At 37.1% G+C, this 20,471-nt stretch carries 17 protein-coding genes; 16 read left to right on the forward strand and 1 reads right to left on the reverse strand.

Translation table 11 applies throughout. The features are described 5' to 3' along the window. The first annotated feature begins 6 nt into the window (after positions 1–6). The 6 genes from priA to AC6UC9_RS02590 are packed head-to-tail and all read left to right on the forward strand — an operon-like array spanning position 7 to position 6,936. Positions 7–2,430 (forward strand): primosomal protein N', encoded by a 2,424-nt coding sequence (priA, locus tag AC6UC9_RS02565; protein WP_500701048.1) that lies wholly within the window; start codon positions 7–9, stop codon positions 2,428–2,430. A 10-nt stretch (positions 2,431–2,440) separates the two neighbouring features. Further along, positions 2,441–3,385 (forward strand): methionyl-tRNA formyltransferase, encoded by a 945-nt coding sequence (gene fmt, locus AC6UC9_RS02570; RefSeq protein WP_500701049.1) that lies wholly within the window; start codon positions 2,441–2,443, stop codon positions 3,383–3,385. Then, on the forward strand, positions 3,372–4,712 hold the full coding sequence (rsmB, locus tag AC6UC9_RS02575) for a 16S rRNA (cytosine(967)-C(5))-methyltransferase RsmB (protein ID WP_500701050.1): 1,341 nt from the start codon (positions 3,372–3,374) through the stop codon (positions 4,710–4,712). The genes fmt and rsmB overlap by 14 nt, the downstream gene beginning before the upstream one ends. Before the next feature lie 9 nt (positions 4,713–4,721). Beyond that, positions 4,722–5,627: a ribosome small subunit-dependent GTPase A gene (gene rsgA, locus AC6UC9_RS02580; protein WP_500701051.1), complete on the forward strand. Its 906-nt coding sequence runs from the start codon at positions 4,722–4,724 to the stop codon at positions 5,625–5,627. A gap of 2 nt (positions 5,628–5,629) precedes the next feature. After that, complete coding sequence (gene rpe / locus AC6UC9_RS02585) at positions 5,630–6,289, forward strand: ribulose-phosphate 3-epimerase (RefSeq protein WP_500695683.1); 660 nt, start codon at positions 5,630–5,632, stop codon at positions 6,287–6,289. A 2-nt stretch (positions 6,290–6,291) separates the two neighbouring features. Continuing rightward, entirely contained in the window at positions 6,292–6,936 is a 645-nt protein-coding gene (locus tag AC6UC9_RS02590) for a thiamine diphosphokinase (RefSeq protein WP_500695682.1), read from the forward strand. Between the two features lie 61 nt (positions 6,937–6,997). Here AC6UC9_RS02590 and rpmB read toward each other — a convergent pair whose 3' ends face one another. After that, entirely contained in the window at positions 6,998–7,183 is a 186-nt protein-coding gene (gene rpmB / locus AC6UC9_RS02595; RefSeq protein WP_500693710.1) for a 50S ribosomal protein L28, read from the reverse strand. 193 nt (positions 7,184–7,376) lie between these two features. Here rpmB and AC6UC9_RS02600 point away from each other — a divergent pair, with 193 nt between their 5' ends. The 10 genes from AC6UC9_RS02600 (at position 7,377) to ffh (ending at position 20,391) form a co-directional block, all read left to right on the forward strand. Beyond that, positions 7,377–7,739, forward strand: coding sequence for an Asp23/Gls24 family envelope stress response protein (locus AC6UC9_RS02600; protein ID WP_010021513.1), 363 nt, complete (start codon positions 7,377–7,379; stop codon positions 7,737–7,739). Positions 7,740–7,769: 30 nt separating this feature from the next. Beyond that, positions 7,770–9,470 (forward strand): DAK2 domain-containing protein, encoded by a 1,701-nt coding sequence (locus AC6UC9_RS02605; RefSeq protein ID WP_500701052.1) that lies wholly within the window; start codon positions 7,770–7,772, stop codon positions 9,468–9,470. Positions 9,471–9,546: 76 nt separating this feature from the next. Further along, positions 9,547–11,577: an ATP-dependent DNA helicase RecG gene (recG, locus tag AC6UC9_RS02610; protein ID WP_500701053.1), complete on the forward strand. Its 2,031-nt coding sequence runs from the start codon at positions 9,547–9,549 to the stop codon at positions 11,575–11,577. Between the two features lie 15 nt (positions 11,578–11,592). Then, on the forward strand, positions 11,593–12,624 hold the full coding sequence (gene plsX, locus AC6UC9_RS02615; RefSeq protein ID WP_500701054.1) for a phosphate acyltransferase PlsX: 1,032 nt from the start codon (positions 11,593–11,595) through the stop codon (positions 12,622–12,624). A gap of 12 nt (positions 12,625–12,636) precedes the next feature. Beyond that, positions 12,637–12,909 (forward strand): acyl carrier protein, encoded by a 273-nt coding sequence (locus AC6UC9_RS02620; protein WP_500693715.1) that lies wholly within the window; start codon positions 12,637–12,639, stop codon positions 12,907–12,909. Positions 12,910–12,989: 80 nt separating this feature from the next. Further along, positions 12,990–13,721 carry a ribonuclease III gene (gene rnc, locus AC6UC9_RS02625; RefSeq protein WP_500693716.1) on the forward strand — a complete coding sequence of 244 codons (732 nt, stop codon included), beginning with the start codon at positions 12,990–12,992 and terminating at the stop codon, positions 13,719–13,721. Positions 13,722–13,734: 13 nt separating this feature from the next. Further along, a complete protein-coding gene (smc, locus tag AC6UC9_RS02630) occupies positions 13,735–17,268 on the forward strand; it encodes a chromosome segregation protein SMC (protein ID WP_500701055.1) in 3,534 nt (1,177 codons plus the stop codon). Between the two features lie 2 nt (positions 17,269–17,270). Continuing rightward, positions 17,271–18,581, forward strand: a complete 1,311-nt coding sequence (ftsY, locus tag AC6UC9_RS02635; protein ID WP_500701056.1) for a signal recognition particle-docking protein FtsY — start codon at positions 17,271–17,273, stop codon at positions 18,579–18,581. A gap of 12 nt (positions 18,582–18,593) precedes the next feature. After that, positions 18,594–18,935, forward strand: a complete 342-nt coding sequence (locus AC6UC9_RS02640) for a putative DNA-binding protein (protein ID WP_500701057.1) — start codon at positions 18,594–18,596, stop codon at positions 18,933–18,935. Between the two features lie 10 nt (positions 18,936–18,945). Beyond that, on the forward strand, positions 18,946–20,391 hold the full coding sequence (gene ffh, locus AC6UC9_RS02645; RefSeq protein WP_500701058.1) for a signal recognition particle protein: 1,446 nt from the start codon (positions 18,946–18,948) through the stop codon (positions 20,389–20,391). The last annotated feature ends 80 nt before the right edge of the window (positions 20,392–20,471 follow it).

Raw genomic sequence — 20,471 nt, forward strand, 5'->3', positions numbered from 1 at the left:
GCAAGAATGGAAAGAAGGGGTAATTTGAAAATTGCAAAAGTGATTGTTGATGTTCCGACCATGCAAACAAATGTACCCTATTCATACTTAATTCCTACTGGATTAGAAGATCAACTGAAACGAGGCATGAGGGTCATTGTTCCATTTGGGAATGGAAACAGAAAAGTTGAAGGTTTTGTCGTTGATATTACAGATGAGAAACCGGACCAGCTTAATCAACTCAAAAAGGTTGATAGTACCATGGATTTGAGCCCAGTGTTGAACGACGAAATGATTGAACTTTCTAAGTGGTTGGCTGATACAACTTATTCTTTTCGAATTAGTTGTCTTTTGACCATGCTTCCTAATGCGATGAAGGCAAGATATACAACCTATGTAAAAGCAACTGGAAATCTTGCCGATCAAGAGCTTAATGATAAGTTTAAAGACCAGAGTATGGTTCCGTTTGACACGGAGCATTTTAATAGTACTGAGATGGGAAAACTTGCTAAGTTGCGTAAGAACAATAAAATCCAAGTAATTTACAAAGTTCAAAATGAAGCCAAAAAGAAAACGGAAACGGCCATTTTAAATCAATTAAGTGATTTTGGCCAGGCAAAAAAACAGCTTCGTAAGAATGCCACTTCTCAATTAAACTTACTTTCTGTTTTAGAGCACCATACTGATCAACCAATTATTCAGACCCACCTCGTTAATGATCTTAAAATATCCAATTCAGCGATTAGCAGTTTTGAAAAGAAGAATTGGATAAAAAAAGTTCAGGTTGAGAAGTATCGTGATCCGTACAAACATGATATTACAATTGATCAACCAAAAAAGTTAACCGTTGATCAAGCACATGCCGTTCGTGAAATTGATCGTTCCATTGAAGCCCATCAAAATGAAACCTATCTACTTGAAGGAGTAACTGGATCAGGTAAGACTGAGGTTTATCTTCAATCCATCCAAAAGGCTCTGGATTTAGGTGAGACGGCGTTGATGTTAGTTCCAGAGATTTCTTTAACCCCCCAGATGGTTAATCGAGTTAAAAATCGGTTTGGTAATCAAGTTGCTGTAATTCATAGTGGTTTGTCAACTGGGGAAAAGTATGATGAGTGGCGTAGAATTAATAATGGAAGGGCAAAGGTAGTAGTAGGGGCAAGATCAGCAGTTTTTGCTCCTCTTTCTGATATTGGGCTTATTATTCTTGATGAGGAACACGATACAAGTTACAAGCAGGATGATAATCCGCGTTATCACACGCGGGATGTTGCCATTTGGCGTGGCAATTATCATCATTGCCCAGTCGTACTTGGGAGTGCAACACCTTCGCTTGAGTCAAGGGCTCGTGCCGGAAAGGGAGTTTATAAATTTTTACGCCTTCCCGATCGCATTAATCAAAGGCGTTTACCAGAAGTTTCAGTTGTTGACATGACCAGAGAGGAAGAGACTCATGATGGAATCTTTTCGCACCAATTACTTAGTGCGATTAAGCAAAGAATTGAAAAGCACGAACAAGTAGTGTTAATGCTTAATCGTCGGGGATTCTCGTCTTTTCTGATGTGTCGAGATTGTGGCTATGTTTTAAAGTGTCCCAACTGTGATATTTCTTTGACGCTTCACATGGATTCTCATACGATGAAGTGTCACTACTGCGGATTTGAGGAACCAATTCCTAAGTATTGTCCCAACTGTCACAGTAAAAATATTCGTTACTTTGGTACTGGAACTGAAAAGGTAGAGCGACAATTACATGAACTCGTTTCAAAAGCGCGAGTAATCAGAATGGATGTCGATACAACCCGGAAAAAGGGTTCTCATGAGAAGTTACTTCGTGAATTTGGTGAACATCATGCTGATGTTTTACTAGGAACGCAGATGATTGCTAAGGGACTGGATTTTCCGAATGTAACTTTGGTGGGGGTATTAAATGCTGATACCGGATTGGATTTACCTGATTTTCGTTCTAGTGAACGAACGTTTGATTTATTAACTCAAGTTTCCGGACGAGCTGGACGAGCTGATAAGGATGGAGAAGTCATTATTCAGACCTATAATCCAGATAATTATGTGATTCAATTGGCTAAAGACCAGGATTATGAAGCATTTTATCAAAAAGAAATGCAATTAAGACATTTAGCTGATTATTCTCCATACTTTTTTACCATTAAAGTTTCAATTAGTTCACTAAATGAGAGGCAGGCGGCTAATGAATCTTATGAGGTTGCTAATTATCTTAAAAAGTCGCTTGATCAAACTACCATTATTTTGGGGCCAACCCCTAGGCCGATTGCTCGAATGAAAAAACGTTATTATTTCCAAATCATTATTAAGTACAAACGTGACTTAAAACTTAATGAAAGCCTAAAGCATATTTTACAAATATCACAAAAAGAAGTTAGAAAGGGTTTACGGATCGGGATTGATCCAGAACCAGTCAGTTTTATGTAGGTGAATTATTATGAAATCAATTGTATTTATGGGAACGCCTGAATTTAGTGTTCCAATCCTAAAAGCTTTAAATCAGAACTACAAAGTGTTGGCAGTGGTAACCCAGCCAGATCGACCGGTGGGGCGAAAACATCAAATTGAAGAATCACCGGTTAAGAAAGCTAGTCAAGATTTAGGGTTACCGGTACTACAACCGCAAAAATTAGGTGGAAGTCCCGAAATGGAAGAAATCATTCAAATGAAGCCAGATTTTATTATTACTGCTGCATTTGGCCAATTTTTGCCGACTAAATTGCTTGAAGCAGCGCAAATTGCGGATATCAATGTTCATGGATCTTTACTGCCGAAATATCGTGGTGGGGCTCCGGTTCAATATGCCATTATGAACGGAGATAAAGAAACCGGAATTTCGATTATGTACATGGTCAAAAAGATGGATGCTGGTGACGTTTTAGCTCAACAACCTGTTAAGATTGAAAACACCGACGATACTGATAGTATGTTTAAAAAGTTGAGTTTAGTGGGACGTGACCTTCTCTTAAAGACTTTAAAAGAAGTTATTAATGGAACTGCACATCCCCAAAAACAGGATGAAGAACAAGTTGTGTTTTCGCCAAACATTAAGCGAGAACAAGAAGAGTTAGATTTTTCTCAACCTGCTAGTTTGGTTGATGCAAAAGTCAGATCGTTAAGACCCGATCCGACCGCATTTGCAATGGTGAATGGGAAACCAAATAAGATTTGGGAAACAACGGTTATTGATGAGCAGACTGATTTGGATCCTGGTAAGGTGGTTAGTAAAGATAAACACCATTTAAAAATTGCTGCTGGGAACGGAACGGTTTTGGGAATTGAAGAAATTCAACCGTCTGGGAAGCCAAAAAAGTCAATTACCGAATATTTGAACGGCAACCAGAAATTAGAAATTGGAGATCAATTTATTGACAGAAAATAACTCAAGTAATCCACGATACTTAGCCGTAAAAACACTAGAGCGTGTTCATGGCGGTGCATATTCTAATCTTCAAATCAACAATGTGATCGATTCTAGCACGATGAGTCCCAAAGATATTTCCCTGTATACTAATATCGTTTATGGTGTGATTCAGCACCGGTTGACGTTAGCTTATTATGTTGACCACTTAGTAAAAAGATCTGACAAACTTGATGGTTGGGTGAAAGAATTACTGTATACAGCAATTTATCAAATGCAGTATTTAGACAAAATACCAGATCGTGCGATTTTTGATGAATCAATTAAGATTGCCAAAAAGCGTGGGCATGATGGTATTAGACGACTTGTTACCGGAGTCCTTCACCACATCCAACGAAATGGATTGCCGCCAATTGATAAAATTAAAGACACTGCCACTTATGACTCAATCTTTTATAGTGTTCCGCTGTGGATTGTAAAGCAACTTAATGAGCAACTTGGTATGGATAAGACGGTTGATATACTTAAGAGTATTAATCAGCCAGCTAAGCAATCAGTCCGGGTAAACCATCGTAAGATTTCTGATGATGATTTAAAGAAGAAATTTGTCCAAGAGGGATATGAGGTTAAGAGTAGTGAAGTAGCTGATCATGCGCTTATCTTATCTGGTAAAAGTGCTAGTGGTAGTCCTCTGTTTAAAGAGGGTTTGTTTACGATTCAGGACGAAAGTGCCATGTTGCCAGTTCAATCCATGGACATTAGAAATGATGACTATGTACTAGATGCTTGTGCGGCTCCTGGTGGTAAAACCACGCAAATTGCTGAATATTTGACTACTGGTAAGGTTGAAGCTTTAGATCTGCACCTCAAAAAATTAACCAAAATTGAGCAAAATGCAGCCCGAATGGGTGTGAAAGATAATATTGAAGTTCATGCCATTGACGCTCGTAATGCTTCTGAATTATTTGGTGAAAGTACTTTTGATAAAATCCTGGTTGATGCTCCCTGTTCGGGACTTGGATTGATGAGGCGTAAACCAGAGATTAGATACGATAAGACGCTTGATGACGTTTTACATCTTGTAAAGATTCAAACTGAGATTTTGAATGCTGTGGCACCAACACTCAAAGTGGGCGGACAGTTGGTATTTAGTACATGTACCATCATGAATCAAGAAAATAGTGAGAATGTCAGCAGGTTTTTAGATCAGCACCAAAACTTTAAACCGGTTTGGGTCAAGACAAGAAAAGACCTAAAGCCAAATCGTGATACAGATGCTTTAAAAATTTATCCAGACGACTATGATTCTGATGGCTTCTTTATCGCGGGCTTTCAGAGGATTCAATAGGAGATTAATGTGAGAAAAGGCAAGATTTATCAATCTTTGAGTGGGTTCTATGACGTTGAGTCCGATGAAAAAATGTACCGGACGAGAGCACGAGGGAACTTTAGAAAAAGAAATATTAAACCCATCGTTGGCGACCTGGTTGAGTTTGATGAAACTAATGTGAACGAGGGATACATTTTAAGGGTTTTACCACGGTTTAATCAATTAGTTAGACCGCCAGTTGCTAATACTGATCAGGCAATTGTAGTTAATTCAGCCATTGAACCTGCTTTTTCTTTCTCACTATTAGATAAGCAACTTGTGGCCCTCGAAAAGCAGAAGATTATCCCGATTATTTATCTTAGTAAGACTGACTTGTTAACGTCAAAAGCGCAGGTTGATTTTTTTAAAACGGTTGCGGCTGATTATAGGAAAATTGGTTATGAAGTTGTGTTACCTGATAAAAAAGATGATGTAAATGCAGTGAGCGATGTTTCGAAGTTACTTCCTCACAAACAATCAATCGTAATGGGTCAGACTGGGTCAGGAAAATCAACACTGCTTAACGAAATTGACCCTAAGTTAAAGCTTAAAACTGGAGTCGTATCTAAGTCTTTAAGTCGAGGGAAGCATACCACTAGGAAGGTGTCTTTACTGACGGTAAATGGCGGCTTGATTGCTGACACACCAGGCTTCTCTTCTTTTGATACTTTGGAAATTAAGTCAAATGAATTAAAAAATTATTTCCCGGAATTTGTACGTGCTTCACCCAACTGTAAGTTTCGTGAATGTCTGCATGTTAATGAACCTGGTTGTGCCGTGAAAGCTGGAGTTGAAAGTGGTACAATTCTATCGAGCAGGTATGAGGATTATCTGCAAGAATATCATTTATTAAAAGCACAAAAGCCAATTTATAATAAGAAAAGAGGAAATTAAACATGATTAAAGTTGCTCCTTCAATTTTAAGTGCGGATTACGTAAACCTACAAAAAGACATTGAAAAGGTCGATAAGGGTGGTGCGGAATTACTACATATCGATGTTATGGATGGGATGTTTGTTCCAGCGATTGCCTATGGTCCAGGCTGGGTCAAAGAGATTCGCCCCATTACTGGATTAACACTTGACTGTCATTTAATGATTGAGAATCCTGAAAGATATATTGATACTTTTGCTGATGCTAACGCAGATATTATTGGGGTTCATGTTGAATCAACTCCCCATATTCATCGTGCTCTTCAAATGATTAAAGATAAAAACGTTAAAGCTGAAGTCGTAATTAATCCGGGAACCCCAGTGGAGATGATTAAGCCAGTCTTGTACATGGTTGATCAAGTTCTTGTTATGACTGTTAATCCCGGATTTGGTGGTCAAAAGTTTATTCCTGAAACGATTAGTAAGGTTAGAGAATTAAATAAATTACGTGAAGAAAATGATTCATATTCCTATGACATTGAAATTGATGGTGGTGTTAACAATAAGACGGTGGTTGACGCCTATAAAGCTGGCGCAAACGTCGCTGTAGCTGGTTCATATGTTTTTGATGCAAAAGATCCTGCTGCTCGTATTCAGGCTCTTAAGAACGCTACTAATTTTTAGTTATGAATAAGGTAAATGTCGTTGTTGGGGGACCAATTGAGTTATGGCCATCTAACTTAAAGACAAAAAAAATAAAGGGTCCCTTCATTGGGGTTGATCGAGGAAGTTTACGACTAATCAAATTGGGCATTATTCCTGAATACGCTGTTGGTGACTTCGATTCGGTTTCAGATTCGGAATTTAAAATAATATTACAAAAAGCCAAGCACGTTATTCGGGTTGATCCGGTAAAGGATGAGACTGATACTGAATTGGGTATCAGGACCGCTGGCAAGTATTTTCCTAAGAATGAGATCGATATTTATGGCTTTTCAGGCGGGCGTCTTGATCACTTGCTGACCAATTTTTTGATGGTCTTAAAGCCAAATATTAAACCCTATCTTTCAAGGCTGAGACTCATTGATAGTCAAAATGTAATCCGATACTTTCTAAGTGGGTCGTATCATATTAAGAAAATCACTGGAATGAAATATTTAGACTTTTGTCCGCTGTTACCAATGCATTTAACGCTCAGTGATGAAAGATATCAATTAAATCATCATTGGGTGGGGTATCCAACTTCTTATTCAAGTAATGAATTTATTGGAGATAGTGCTTCGTTTGTTTTTGATGAAGGAGTATTGATGGTGATTCAAAGCCGAGACTAAAAAACAGTACAACCATTCAATGGTTGTACTGTTTTTAGTTAATTAATTAAAATAATAATGATTATACTCTGGTAATCTTACCAGATTTTAAAGTTCTGGCACTAACCCAAACACGTTTGGGCTTACCATCAACTAAGATGCGTACCTTTTGTAGGTTTGGCTTCCAACTTCTTCTTGATGAGTTTAAAGCGTGAGAACGACGATTGCCGAAATGAGTTCTCTTACCATTAATTTGATCCTTAGCCATAATATCCCTCCTTACTTTGGAATTCTTTTATATTCAATAGTTCACCTAAATAACTTACCATAATACCGTCATAAATGCAAAGTTTCTTTCAAGTAAATGTCCTTGACACCATGATTCATGTTTTTGTTTTATAATGGGGTGTGGTAACATTAGATATCGTTATGAGCTCGAAAGGATAAGGGGGATGCAAACGATGGCTGTAAAGTTAAACACTCAATATGGATCAATTGATATTGATAATGATGTAATTGCTACAGTAGTCGGCGGTGCCGCAACTGATAATTATGGAGTTGTTGGCATGGCTAGCAAAAACCAATTTAAAGATAATATGAATGAAATTCTTCGAAAGGATAGTTACTCAAAAGGAGTAGTTGTCAGAGAAGTTAACAAGAAAGTTCAAGTTGACGTCAACGTCATTGTGAGTTATGGAACCAAGATCTCTGAAGTTTCTCGTAATGTTCAGTCAAAAGTTAAATATAATTTGGAATCAATGTTAGGGATTAATGCGGATTCAGTAAACGTAATTGTTCAGGGTGTTAAGGTTATTAACGACTAGTGGTTTGAGTATAAGGAGGATTTGATAATAGTGTCATTAACTAAGATTACTACTAAAGAGTTCGACCAAATGGTTCAAGCCGCCGCGGTCGTTCTTAATAATAATACGGATTTTATTAATTCGTTAAATGTTTTCCCAGTTCCAGACGGAGACACTGGAACGAACATGAGTTTGTCATTATCAAGTGGGGAAAGTTACGTCGATAAATCAAATGATGATACGATTGGCGGTAAAGCTTCTGCACTTGCTAAGGGTCTATTAATGGGAGCGCGAGGTAACTCTGGTGTCATTATGTCTCAGATTTTCCGTGGTTTTGCAAAAAACGTTGAAGGTAAAAAGGATCTTGATGCTCAAGAATTTGCAGATGCTATTATCGCTGGAGCTAAGACTGCTTATAGTTCGGTCATGAAGCCCACTGAAGGTACCATCTTGACGGTAGTTAGACTAGCTGCTAAAGCTGGTGAAAATACTGCTTCAGATACTGATGATGTTATAAGGGTAATGGACTCAATTCTTGATGCTTCTGAGAAAGCTCTTAAAAAAACTCCAGATCTTCTCCCAGTATTAAAGCAAGTGGGAGTGGTGGATTCTGGTGGACAGGGATTGGTATTTGTTTTTCAAGCTTTTGATGATGTTTTAAATGGTCGAAAGATTGAAGATAAAGGCGAACATCAACCTAATTCTGAAGAAATGAACGAAATGATTGATGTTGAGCATCATAAGAGTGCTCAAGGTAAATTAAACCCAGCAGACATTGTTTATGGGTATTGTACCCAAATTATGGTGCGAATTGGGAAGGGAAAGCAGGTTACCCAGAAATTCGACTACGATACTTTTTATAACTATCTGGCGAAATTAGGGGACTCACTTTTGGTTATTAATGATGATGAAGTGGTTCGCGTTCACGTTCACACGGAGCATCCTGGCAAGGTCTTATCGTGGGGACAACAATTTGGTGACTTAGCAACCGTTAAAGTTGATAACATGCGACTGCAACAAGAGTCAATCATGGAAAGCGATGAAAAAGCTCAAAAGACCGATGATTTAAAGGAAGAAAAAGAGCATAAAAAGCCGCGTGACTTAGCAATTATTGCGGTGGTTGCGGGAGCAGGTTTAGAGAAGCTCTTTAAGAGCTTAGGAGTAACTAACATCATTAGTGGCGGACAAACGATGAACCCTAGTACGCAAGATATTGTTGACGCTGTTAATAACAGTAATGCTAAAAAGGCGATCGTTCTCCCTAACAATAAGAATATTTTCCTATCGGCAGAGCAAGCCCAGGGAATCACAGACATTCCGATGGAAGTTGTCCACACCAAGACAATCCCACAAGGATTAACCGCGATGTTCTCATTTGATCCTGATAATACTTTTAAAGAAAACCAGACCCAGATGGACGACTCTTTAGATACCGTTAAAAGTGGCCAAGTGACGACTGCTGTTCGTGATACAAAGATTAATGGAATGGACATTAAAAAGGGTAGTTACATGGGAATTATTGATGGAGACATTCAGGTCCTTGGTTCTTCTTTAGATGATGCAGCTATTAAGATGCTGAAAAAAATGTTAGATGATGATAGCGAAAACGTTACGATTATTTTTGGAAAAGACGCTGATCAAGATGATGCTGATAAAGTTTCGAATGCTGCCTTATCAGTGGACGATGAATTAGAAGTTGAGACTCATGAGGGGGATCAACCAGTTTATCCGTTGATTATTTCCGTTGAATAGGTAATATTATATAGATAGATACTTAATAAGACTGCTAGTCCTTGTGGATTAACAGTCTTTTTAGGAGGTGAATTTGATGAGTGGGTTAGATGACCATGTGGAAACGCTTAGAGGAGTCGGTCCCAAAAAAGTTGAAGCTCTAAATGATTTGGGGATTGTGACCATTTATGATTTACTGACATACTTTCCATTTCGTTATGAAGATTTTCGAACTAAAGATCTTTCTGAAATTTCTGATCAGCAGGTGGTCACTCTGAAGGGTAAGGTTGCTATCAATCCAACGGTTAATTTTTTTGGAAGACGTAGAAGTCGTTTAACTATTAAGTTACTAGTTGGTAATGATGTGATTCCGGTGTCCTTTTTTAATCAGCCGTGGCTAAAGAAACAGGTTGAAGCCGGGGATGAAATTTTGATTTACGGAAAGTTTGATGCAAATAAAAAATCGATGGCCGGAATTAAAATTTTGAAAGCTGGTGATGGCGAAAAATTTGGTTCGATTTATCCCGCTAGCCATAAGATTACCCAGAATACCATTCGCCAATTGGTAACCGAAGCCTATGATCAGTACCAAGGTCAAATTGAAGATTTCATCCCCAATTGGGTTTTAAAAAAGTATAAATTAGAAAATTTAAAAAGTGTCATTTCTAACATGCACTTTCCAAAAAATCAAAGAGCAGCAGCACTCGCACGTAGAACCGCAAAGTTTGATGAATTTTTCTTGTTTCAAATGCGAATGCAAACTTTAAAACGTCAGAAAAATCAGGCCCCTAATTCTGCGATAACCATTAATCGTGCTAAATTACAGACGTTTGTGAGTTCTCTTCCGTACGAATTGACCCTGGCACAAAAAAAGGTTATTTCAGAAATTTTATCTGATCTAAAGCGCCCATATCAGATGAATCGGCTTTTACAGGGAGATGTTGGGAGCGGAAAAACGGTTGTAGCGGCTATCACAATTTATGCTGCGGTTCTTTCTGGGAAACAAGCCGTAATAATGGCTCCCACTGAAATTTTAGCCGAACAACATGCTGACGGACTTGCTGATCTTTTTAAGAATACTAGTGTTAGTATTGGACTATTGACTGGTGATACTTCTAGATCCGCTCGAAATGAACTTTTACCCCGTATTGAAAGTGGCGAGATTAACTTGGTGGTGGGTACTCATGCATTGTTTCAAAAAGAGGTTAAATACCATAATTTAGGATTAGCTGTCATTGATGAGCAGCATCGGTTTGGAGTTAACCAAAGAAAGGCCATGCGAGAAAAGGGTAAATCAACGAACGTGTTATCGATGACCGCTACTCCTATTCCACGAACTCTATCGATCACAGCGTATGGTGAAATGGATGTCTCGGTAATTGATGAGTTGCCAGGTGGTAGAAAACCAATTAAAACGGCTTGGATTAAGAATCAACAGATTGATGCAATGCTTAATTTTGTCAAAAAGCGCTTAAATCATGGAGAACAAGTTTACGTGGTAGTCCCCCTTATCGGTGAATCTGAAGCAGTGGATATGAGAAACGTGACTGATACATACCAAAACTTTCAGCAAGAACTTGGTGATAAATACACGGTTGGCTTACTCCATGGTCAAATGAGTGATGAAGACAAAAATAAAGTAATGGATGCTTTTAAGACTAATAAGGTACAAGTTCTAGTTTCTACAACCGTAATTGAAGTCGGAGTTGACGTTTCCAACGCAAGTACCATTGTGATTTATGATGCTGACCATTTTGGGTTGGCTCAACTACATCAACTTCGGGGTCGTGTGGGGCGAGGGGACCAGCAAGCTTATTGTATTTTAATTGCTGATCCTAAAAATGAAACTGGTAGAAAACGAATGAATGTGATGTGTTCATCAACTGATGGTTTCTTTATTTCACAAAAAGATTTAGAATTAAGAGGTCCTGGGGACATTCTCGGTAAAAATCAGTCTGGAATGCCAACCTTTAAAGTTGGAGATCCAGTTGCTGACATTAATATTTTGAGCACAGCGCAGACCGTTGCAAAAGAAATTGTTGATGATGTTAACTGGGAACAGGAACCGCAAAATCGAAAGTTAGTAAAAAGACTTAAATCTTTAAATCAAGATGTTAAGTTTGATTAAGGAGCTTTGCCTATAATGATAAAAATTGCTGTTGATGCAATGGGTGGCGATAATGCACCTGATGAAATTGTCAGAGGGATTGAGCTCGCTCGTGATGAAATGGATCACGTGGAGTTTCAACTCTTTGGTGATTCTGATAAAATCAATTCGTTGTTAAATAACAAAGAAAATATCAAAGTGATTCAATCAGATGAAGTTATTAAAATGGAAGATGAACCCGTTAAAGCAGTAAAAGAAAAAAAGGGATCAAGTCTGGTCATGGCTGCTCGAGCTGTTAAAGATGGAACAGCTGATGCATTTTATTCCTGTGGAAATACTGGTGCCATTCTAGTTGCTGGTTTATTGATAATCGGTAGAATCAAAGGAATTGATCGTCCGGGACTGGTTACTACTTTACCAGTAATTGATAACGATACTGGTTTCACGTTAATTGATTGTGGAGCAAATGCTGATGCTAAGGTTGTTAACGTTTATCAGTATGCACTACTAGGTAAGTATTATGCTGAAAGAGTTTTAAAGATTAAAAATCCACGGGTTGGGTTGATTAATAATGGCACTGAGTCTGACAAAGGAAATAAGATTCATCAAAAAATGTATCGTGCTTTAAGAAAAAATGATGACATTAATTTTATTGGTAACATCGAATCACGAGGGTTGCTGAATGGAGTTACCGATGTAGCGGTAACCGATGGCTTTACCGGTAATGCGGTTTTAAAGAGTATTGAAGGAACTGCATTGTCAATGATTAATATGTTAAAAGACGGCATTATAAATGGTGGAGTGAAGTCCAAAGTGGGTGCTTTATTACTCAAGAATACTTTAAGAAAGATTGCCCACAAGATGGATTACACTAAGTATGGGGGTGCCGTCCTACTTGGATTGAAGGCCCCAGTGGTGAAGAGCCACGGTAGTAGTAAGGCTAAGACAATTAGAAATACGATACTTCAAATTCAGCAAATTATTAATTCTAATTTTGTTGATTCAGTGAAAGAATATTTTTCTAATCATACTGATGAAATGGATAGTATTAAAAATGGTGAGCAGTAGGAGGGATCACTGATGGATAGAGAAACAGTATTTAAAAAAGTAGCAGAAATCACCTCAAGTCGTTTTAAGGTTCCGGTTGATAAGGTAACGAATGACTTAAACTTTACTAATGATTTAGGCGCTGATTTTATTGATATGGCGGGATTTATCGTTGAATTAGAGGATGAGTTTGGCGATGTTTTCACCAGTGAAAATACTGAGAATATCAGTGATGTCGGCGATCTAGTAAATGTAATTATGCGAGATATTGATCCAAAAACGAAAAAACACATTGCAAAGAAATAGATGATTCGTTGTTATGACGGGTCATTTTTTATTATGCAATTATCGTAATTTAGGCATTAATGATATAATTAAAAGAAAAAATGTTACCTTTGGAGGAAATAGAATTGCAAAAGCAGTTTGATGACTTGTTAAAAGACAAGTTTAATATTAAGTTTAACGATGAAGCACTTTTAGATGAAGCAATGACCCAAGCATCATACGTGAACGAGCATCCCGGTCAAGGATTAAAATTTTATGAACGTCTGGAGTTTTTAGGGGATGCTGTCTATCAATTAGTGGTTTCAGACTACATCTTTAGACGTTTTCCAGAATTACCACAAGGTCGACTGACTAGATTAAGGGCTGCGATGGTTAATGAGCATAGCTTTAGTCGTTTTGCCCGTGAATGTCATTTTGACAAGTATATCCGACTCGGCAAAGGTGAAGAAAAGGCGAATGCCAGACAACGTGACTCACTTTTATGTGATATTTTTGAATCATTTATTGGAGCGGTGTATCTCGATCAAGGAATAGAAACGGTGAGGAATTTTTGTCAGATTGTGATTTTTCCTAAGCTTGATGAGGGTTGGTTTGACGAATTCTTTGATCATAAAACTGAATTACAGGAAGTTGTTCAAGAAAATGGCCCAGTAGATTTAGACTATGAACTAGTTAGTGAAGATGGTCCTGATAATGACCGTAAATTTAAAGTTGCGGTAAAAATTAACGGCAAAGAAATGGGAGTCGGGTTAGGACATTCCAAGAAAGATGCAGAACAGAAAGCGGCAAAGAAAGCACTCAATGAACTGGGAGTAAGCACAAGTATTAAGTAAATGAGGCATTAAGGTGAAGTTAAAATCAATTGAGATTGCAGGATTTAAATCTTTTGCAGATAAAACCACAATTGACTTTCAGGATGGGCTTACTGGAATTGTTGGTCCAAATGGTAGCGGAAAAAGTAATGTCATCGAGGCAATTCGTTGGGTTTTAGGTGAGCAGTCGGCCAAAACTTTACGTGGTAAAAAAATGTTAGACGTCATTTTCTCTGGGTCCAAGGGGCGCAGAGCTCTTAGTCGTGCAGAAGTTAGCATTTATTTTGATAATTCTGATCATTTTTTGGATTCTGATTATACCGAAATTAAAATCACACGTAAAGTTTATCGAAATGGTGATAGTTCTTATTCAATCAATGATAAAGATTGTCGTTTGAAGGATATTAATAATCTTTTTATGGATACTGGATTAGGTGAAGGTTCCCTTTCCATTATTTCTCAGGGGAATGTTGATGAAATTCTCAATGATGATGCTGAAAAAAGGCGATCAATTATTGAGACAGCTGCTGGAGTTTATCGATATAAAAAACAAAAGGTGGAAACTGAACAAAAGTTAGCTGATACTCAAGGAAATTTGGATCGAATCTCAGATATTATTAACGAGTTGGACAAACAAATTGGGCCTCTAAAGGAGCAAAGTGATGCTGCGTCCCTCTATTTGGATAAGAAAAAATATCTTGATCAATTGAAGTATTCTAAATTAGTGATTAAGATTAAAAATCATGAAGACGCAAAATTGAATCTAGAAAATGAACTTAAAAAGCAAGACACTACTTTTACTAATTTAAAAATAAAAGTTAAGGAAGTTAAAGAACGCAAACAAGGGTTAACGAATAAGATTAAAAGTTTGGGTCAAAAGCGTGAACAACTTCAAAATCAACTTTTAAGTGACACTAAATCACTCGAATCAGCTCATAGTGATCAGCAGTTATCTCAGCAACGACGTGAATTTAATCAACAAAAGATTAACGACTTAGAAAGTAAAGTAAGTGATTTAAAAGAGCAACTGGAAAACGTTAAAAACAATATTACTGATAATCAAAGCCAAATTAGTAAAAAGCAAGCTCTCATTTCCGACTATTCTCATAAGATGAAGCAGCTTGAAGCAGCTTCTATTCGGCAAAATTTATTAGAAAAACAAACAGAACTTGAAAATATAAGAAATGATTACATAGATTTGATGCAGTCATTAGCCAGTGCCAAGAATAATTTAAAGTTAATGCAAAAATTATCCAAGCGTAGTGATAGTGAGGTAAAAGAGAAGTACCAGCGGATTAATGCGATTGAAGATCAAAGCAACCTTTTAAAGCAAGAAATCACTTCAGAAGAGACCGAATTATCGAAACTTCAAAACAACCAGAAACAAATGGTGGATGAATTAAAGCAAGTTGATAAGAAGTTGTCAGATTCAAGGGACAAAGAAAAAGAATTAAAGGCAAGCTGGTATGCTGCATTACGTGTTTTTCAGGAGACTAAAACGGAACGAGATAGTATTAAGTCAATCTTGGAAAATCATAATTCGCTTTATCGCGGGACGCGAAACTTATTAAAAAGCAAAGCGAATTTAACTGGTATTAAAGGAACAGTAAGTGATTTTATTGAAGTTCCTGATCGTTATGTTCTAGCCATTGAAACAGCACTGGGAAGTCAGATTCAGCAGGTTATCACCGAGAACGTTAAAGACGCTAGAGAAGCAATTCACTATTTAAGCGAGAAGAAACTGGGAAGAGTTACGTTCTTGCCTATGAATGCCGTTAATGAACGTTATTTATCCTCTAATGTGTTAAATGAGGTAAAATCGATTTCTGGCTTTGTTGGAATTGCTTCGGACCTGGTCAAAATGCCATCGAATATGACACGGATTAAGAATCACCTGCTGGGTGGTACGATGATTGCAGTTGATTTAAAAAGTGCTACAAAGATCAGTAAGACAATTGGTCATAAGGCTAAAGTGGTAACTTTAGATGGGGATGTCGTTAATGCTGGAGGTGCAATCACCGGTGGATCGAATCGCAACCAGTCCACTGGCTTACTAAGTCAAAAAGAAAAATTGGTCCACTTAAATCAGCAAGTTGAAGAAATGAGCCAGAAGATGAATGCTGGTGAGGTGACTATCAAAAAATTCCAAGATCAGCACACAATAAAGCAGGATAAGCACGATGAACTTCGTCAAAAATTAAATGAATTAAAAGGAGAGATTCAAGCTAAACAAAAAAGCATTAGTATGAATCAAAGTAGTTTAAAGGAGTCTCAAAGAAATGCTGATGCAATTCGATTACAATTAAAAAACACAACTAGTGATGATGGTGTAAATGAGATTGATCTTTCTCATAAGATTAATGATTTAAAAATGCAAATTAAGCAAAATCAGTCTAAGAATACCTCAATCAAAAGTCAGATTGAAAAACTTACTCGGAATGTTAACGAAAATAATATCAAATCATCTGAAATCAAAGAAAAGTTGATTCGCTTAAAGGAACAAAATAGTCAACTCAAGTCCAGTAGGAAAAGTCTTTTAAAACAAAGGTTGAATTTTGAAACTCAATTAAAAAGCTTAGCCAATAGTATAAACGGACTTAAGCAATCAATTAATCAAGAAGTGGTGGCAGTAAAAACTAATATTCCCGAACTAGAACAACAAATCCAAAGTATTAAGCGGGGTGTTAACGATCTTAATTCAAAAATTGATAAATTTAACCAAGATGATCAAAAATATGATCAGCAAGTTTCCGATCTTCAGGATCGTTTAATTTCTCAAACAGGAATAGTTCAAAAGCTAGAATCAAATTTAAAAACAGCTGTAGATAACCTTGATTCTGAGCGTTATCAACGCGATAACATGATTAAAGGAACTAGCTCAATGAAGAAGGTGGAACTTGAATTACCCGAAATCGATTCATTGATTAAATCCATCCAATCTGAAATTGACGAGTTGGGTCCGATTAATGTTAATTCAATTGATGCCTATGCAGAAGTGAAAGACCGTTACGAATTTATGAATCATCAACTTGATGATTTAATTGAATCTAAGAGCCAACTGATTGGGATAATGAATGAAATGGATCAAACGGTAAAAGTTAAATTTAGCGAAACTTATGATAAAATTGCAACTGCGTTTAGTCATATTTTTCGCAATATTTTTGGTGGTGGGGAAGCCAAACTAAAAATGGATGACCCACATCATTTACTTACAACCGGGATTGATATCTTGGTAAAACCACCCGGAAAGAAATACCGTAATCTCAATTTACTTTCTGGTGGTGAAAAAGCTCTAACGGCTTTGGCACTGCTTTTTTCGGTTCTTGAGGTAAAACCAGTTCCGTTTGTAATATTGGATGAAGCTGAATCTGCTCTTGACCCTGCTAATGTGGATCGTTTTGCGCGGTATATGCAGAGTTTAAAGAATAATACACAATTTATTGTAATTACTCACAGAAAGGAAACGATGGTCTATGCGGATCATCTTTATGGAGTTACAATGCAAGATTCGGGTGTATCTAAGGTTGTTTCGGTCAACTTGGATGAATCTAAAAAGCTAGGAGAATAATTATGGGTTTATTTGATATTTTTAAAGGTAAGAAGAAGGAATCTGACGACAAAGAGAACGAAACCAAGCAGTCTAAAAGAGAAGATGAGAAAGCAAAGGCTACTGGTGACGACACCTCTGATCAAGGTGACCACTTTCAACAAACTGAAGAAAATGAAGTTAGTCAGAAAAATGATGGATCAAGCGAGAGTGAGAACGATGGAACTGATGTTTCTGAAGAACCAGAAGAACAAACGCAAACATCAAAAAATAGTGTTCGAAGCACTGACGATAACAAGTCAGATGAAAAAGGCCAGTCTGTGGTTGATACAGATCATTCTTCTAATAAAAATGAAGATGTCAAAGAGTCTACTGATGATATAACTAAGCAGCCTGAATCAGCTGAAAAAGCATACGAACATGGTCTGGCAAAATCACGGTCTTCGTTTGGACAAAAATTAAATGCGCTATTTGCTAATTTTCGCTCAGTTGATGATGACTTCTTTGATGATTTAGAAGATACGCTGGTCGAATCCGATGTTGGATTTGAAACTGCAATCCAACTAACTGATGAACTAAAAGAAGAGGTTAAATTAAAAAATGCCAAGAAACCAAAAGAAGTTCAAAATCTAATCGTCCAAAAGATGATCGATTTGTATGATGCACCAAGTGATAAAGATAGTTCAATCAAATTATCCCAAACGGGCCCAACCGTGATTTTATTTGTTGGTGTCAATGGAGTTGGAAAAACGACAACCATTGGTAAGATGGCCAATAATTTTAAAAAGCAAAATAAAAAGGTGCTTTTAGCTGCTGCTGATACATTTAGAGCAGGTGCCATTGAACAATTAGATGAATGGGCCAAACATGATGGTGTTGATATTGTTAAAAAGTCAGCTGGAAGTGATCCAGCTTCGGTTGTTTTTGAAGCAGTAGATAAAGCCAAAAAAGAAAATTATGATATTTTATTTGTTGATACTGCCGGAAGATTACAAAATAAAGTTAATTTGATGAATGAACTTGCTAAAATTGATAAGGTCATTAAGCGTGAAATTCCAGACGCCCCTCAAGAAGTGTTGCTGGTGATTGATGCAACTACTGGTCAAAATGCTTTGAATCAAGCCAAGATGTTCAATGAAATCACTAACATTACGGGAATTGTTTTAACAAAGCTTGATGGAACTGCCAAGGGTGGAATTGTAATTGCAATCAAAAATAAGCTTAATATTCCGGTAAAGTTCGTTGGACTTGGAGAAACGGTTAATGATTTGCGTAAATTTGATTCTAAGAGCTTTATTGACGGTTTATTTAAGGGATTAATTCAAGACAATTAGTGGTGACTTTAGATGGACATTAAAAAGAATAATCGGATTAATGCTTTGTATGATTTTTATGGTGAATTACTCACTAAGAAACAGGCAGAGTACATTCAAGAATACTATGCAGATGATTTTTCGTTAGGTGAGATTTCAGAAAATTTCAATATTAGTCGCCAAGCGGTTTATGATAACATTAAAAGAACTGAGCAAATTCTTGAAGACTATGAAAGTAAAATGCACCTATATCAATTATTTGTATTACGCAATCAGCAAACCGATGAAATTAGAGATTACGTTAAGAAGCATTATCCAAATGATGAACACTTAAATGAGTTAGTGGATCACTTAGAAATTACGGAAGAAAATTAGGGGTGAAAAGATGGCTTTCGAAGGTTTAACCGATCGATTACAAAAAGCTTTTAAAAACTTAAGAGGAAAAGGCAAGGTTAGCGAATCTGATTTGCGTGAAACGATGCGGGAAATTAGATTAGCATTACTAGAAGCGGACGTTAACTTTAAGGTGGTTCGTCAGTTTGTAAAGAAGGTTCAAGAAAAAGCTAAGGGCGCTGATGTTCTTGAAGGATTAAATCCGGCCCAACAAATTGTTAAGATCGTTAACGATGAACTGACTAACATGATGGGTGAATCTGCCACTCCACTAGTTAAATCAGACAAGATTCCTACAGTCATTATGATGGTAGGACTTCAAGGAGCAGGTAAAACTACTTCAGCAGGTAAATTAGCTAAAAGGCTTAAATCTGAAGATAATGCGCGTCCATTAATGATCGCTGCCGATGTTTATCGTCCCGCAGCAATTGAACAGTTAGAAAAGGTGGGCGAACAAGTTGATGTTCCAGTATTTCAAGAGGGAACGGATGTTGACCCAGTACAAATTGTTCAAGATGGTTTAAAGGAAGCTAGCAAAAATAATAACGATTATGTGTTAATTGATACGGCCGGTCGGCTTCAAATTGACGAAAACTTGATGGATGAATTAAAGAATATTAAAAAGGTGGCCAATCCAAATGATATTCTTTTAGTTGTTGATGCTATGACAGGTCAAAATGCCGTTGATACGGCGGTCGGATTTAACGATGCTTTAGATATTACCGGGGTTATTCTAACAAAGTTAGACGGAGATACTCGTGGTGGAGCTGCTTTGTCAATCAGGGCTGTGACTGACAAACCAATTATGTTTGTGGGTCAAGGTGAAAAATTAGATGATTTGGATGTATTTCACCCAGATCGAATGGCTTCTCGAATTTTGGGAATGGGAGACATGCTCTCGTTCATCGAAAAGACTCAGAAAGAGTATGATGAAAATCAAGCTAAGGAATTAACCGAAAAAATCAAGGAAAATTCTTTTGATTTTGATGATTTTGTTGATCAATTAGAACAAATTCAAAAGATGGGTCCAATTCAAGATTTGGTTAAAATGATTCCAGGAATGGCCAATAATCCGGCATTGAAGAATTTAAACGTTAATCCCAAAGATTTAGACCACATTAAAGCGATTATCTATTCAATGACTGATGAAGAACGATCCAATCCGGATGTGTTAAATCCTTCAAGGAGACGTCGAATTGCTCGCGGATCGGCTCAACCGATTCAACAAGTCAATCGACTCATTAAACAATTTGATCAAATGAAGAAAATGATGAACAAAGTGTCTAACGGAAATATGTCGGGTTTATCAAATATGATGGATTCTGCTGGAATGGGTGGAGGAATGACTGGTAAATTATCGAACCTTGCCATGAAGCGGATGAGTCGCAAGATCAAAAAAAATAAAAAGAAGCGACGAAAAAATAAAAAAAGACATTAATTTCAGACTGTAAAGAAAAAAACCTTTACATCATTAATATTTATTGGTAATATTAGTAACTGTTAAGAAAACTATTAGGA

This window comes from Fructilactobacillus sp. X7R4C1, from assembly GCF_059901115.1.

Excerpts from the sequence above, each read along its gene's own strand:
- AC6UC9_RS02590 (WP_500695682.1), top strand. The coding sequence starts at position 6,292 with ATGAATAAGGTAAATGTCGTTGTTGGGGGACCAATTGAGTTATGGCCA.
- priA (WP_500701048.1), top strand. The coding sequence starts at position 7 with ATGGAAAGAAGGGGTAATTTGAAAATTGCAAAAGTGATTGTTGATGTT.
- plsX (WP_500701054.1), top strand. The coding sequence starts at position 11,593 with ATGATAAAAATTGCTGTTGATGCAATGGGTGGCGATAATGCACCTGAT.
- AC6UC9_RS02620 (WP_500693715.1), top strand. The coding sequence starts at position 12,637 with ATGGATAGAGAAACAGTATTTAAAAAAGTAGCAGAAATCACCTCAAGT.
- recG (WP_500701053.1), top strand. The coding sequence starts at position 9,547 with ATGAGTGGGTTAGATGACCATGTGGAAACGCTTAGAGGAGTCGGTCCC.
- rpmB (WP_500693710.1), bottom strand. The coding sequence starts at position 7,183 with ATGGCTAAGGATCAAATTAATGGTAAGAGAACTCATTTCGGCAATCGT.
- ftsY (WP_500701056.1), top strand. The coding sequence starts at position 17,271 with ATGGGTTTATTTGATATTTTTAAAGGTAAGAAGAAGGAATCTGACGAC.
- rnc (WP_500693716.1), top strand. The coding sequence starts at position 12,990 with ATGTTACCTTTGGAGGAAATAGAATTGCAAAAGCAGTTTGATGACTTG.
- rpe (WP_500695683.1), top strand. The coding sequence starts at position 5,630 with ATGATTAAAGTTGCTCCTTCAATTTTAAGTGCGGATTACGTAAACCTA.
- ffh (WP_500701058.1), top strand. The coding sequence starts at position 18,946 with ATGGCTTTCGAAGGTTTAACCGATCGATTACAAAAAGCTTTTAAAAAC.
- fmt (WP_500701049.1), top strand. The coding sequence starts at position 2,441 with ATGAAATCAATTGTATTTATGGGAACGCCTGAATTTAGTGTTCCAATC.
- AC6UC9_RS02600 (WP_010021513.1), top strand. The coding sequence starts at position 7,377 with ATGGCTGTAAAGTTAAACACTCAATATGGATCAATTGATATTGATAAT.
- AC6UC9_RS02640 (WP_500701057.1), top strand. The coding sequence starts at position 18,594 with ATGGACATTAAAAAGAATAATCGGATTAATGCTTTGTATGATTTTTAT.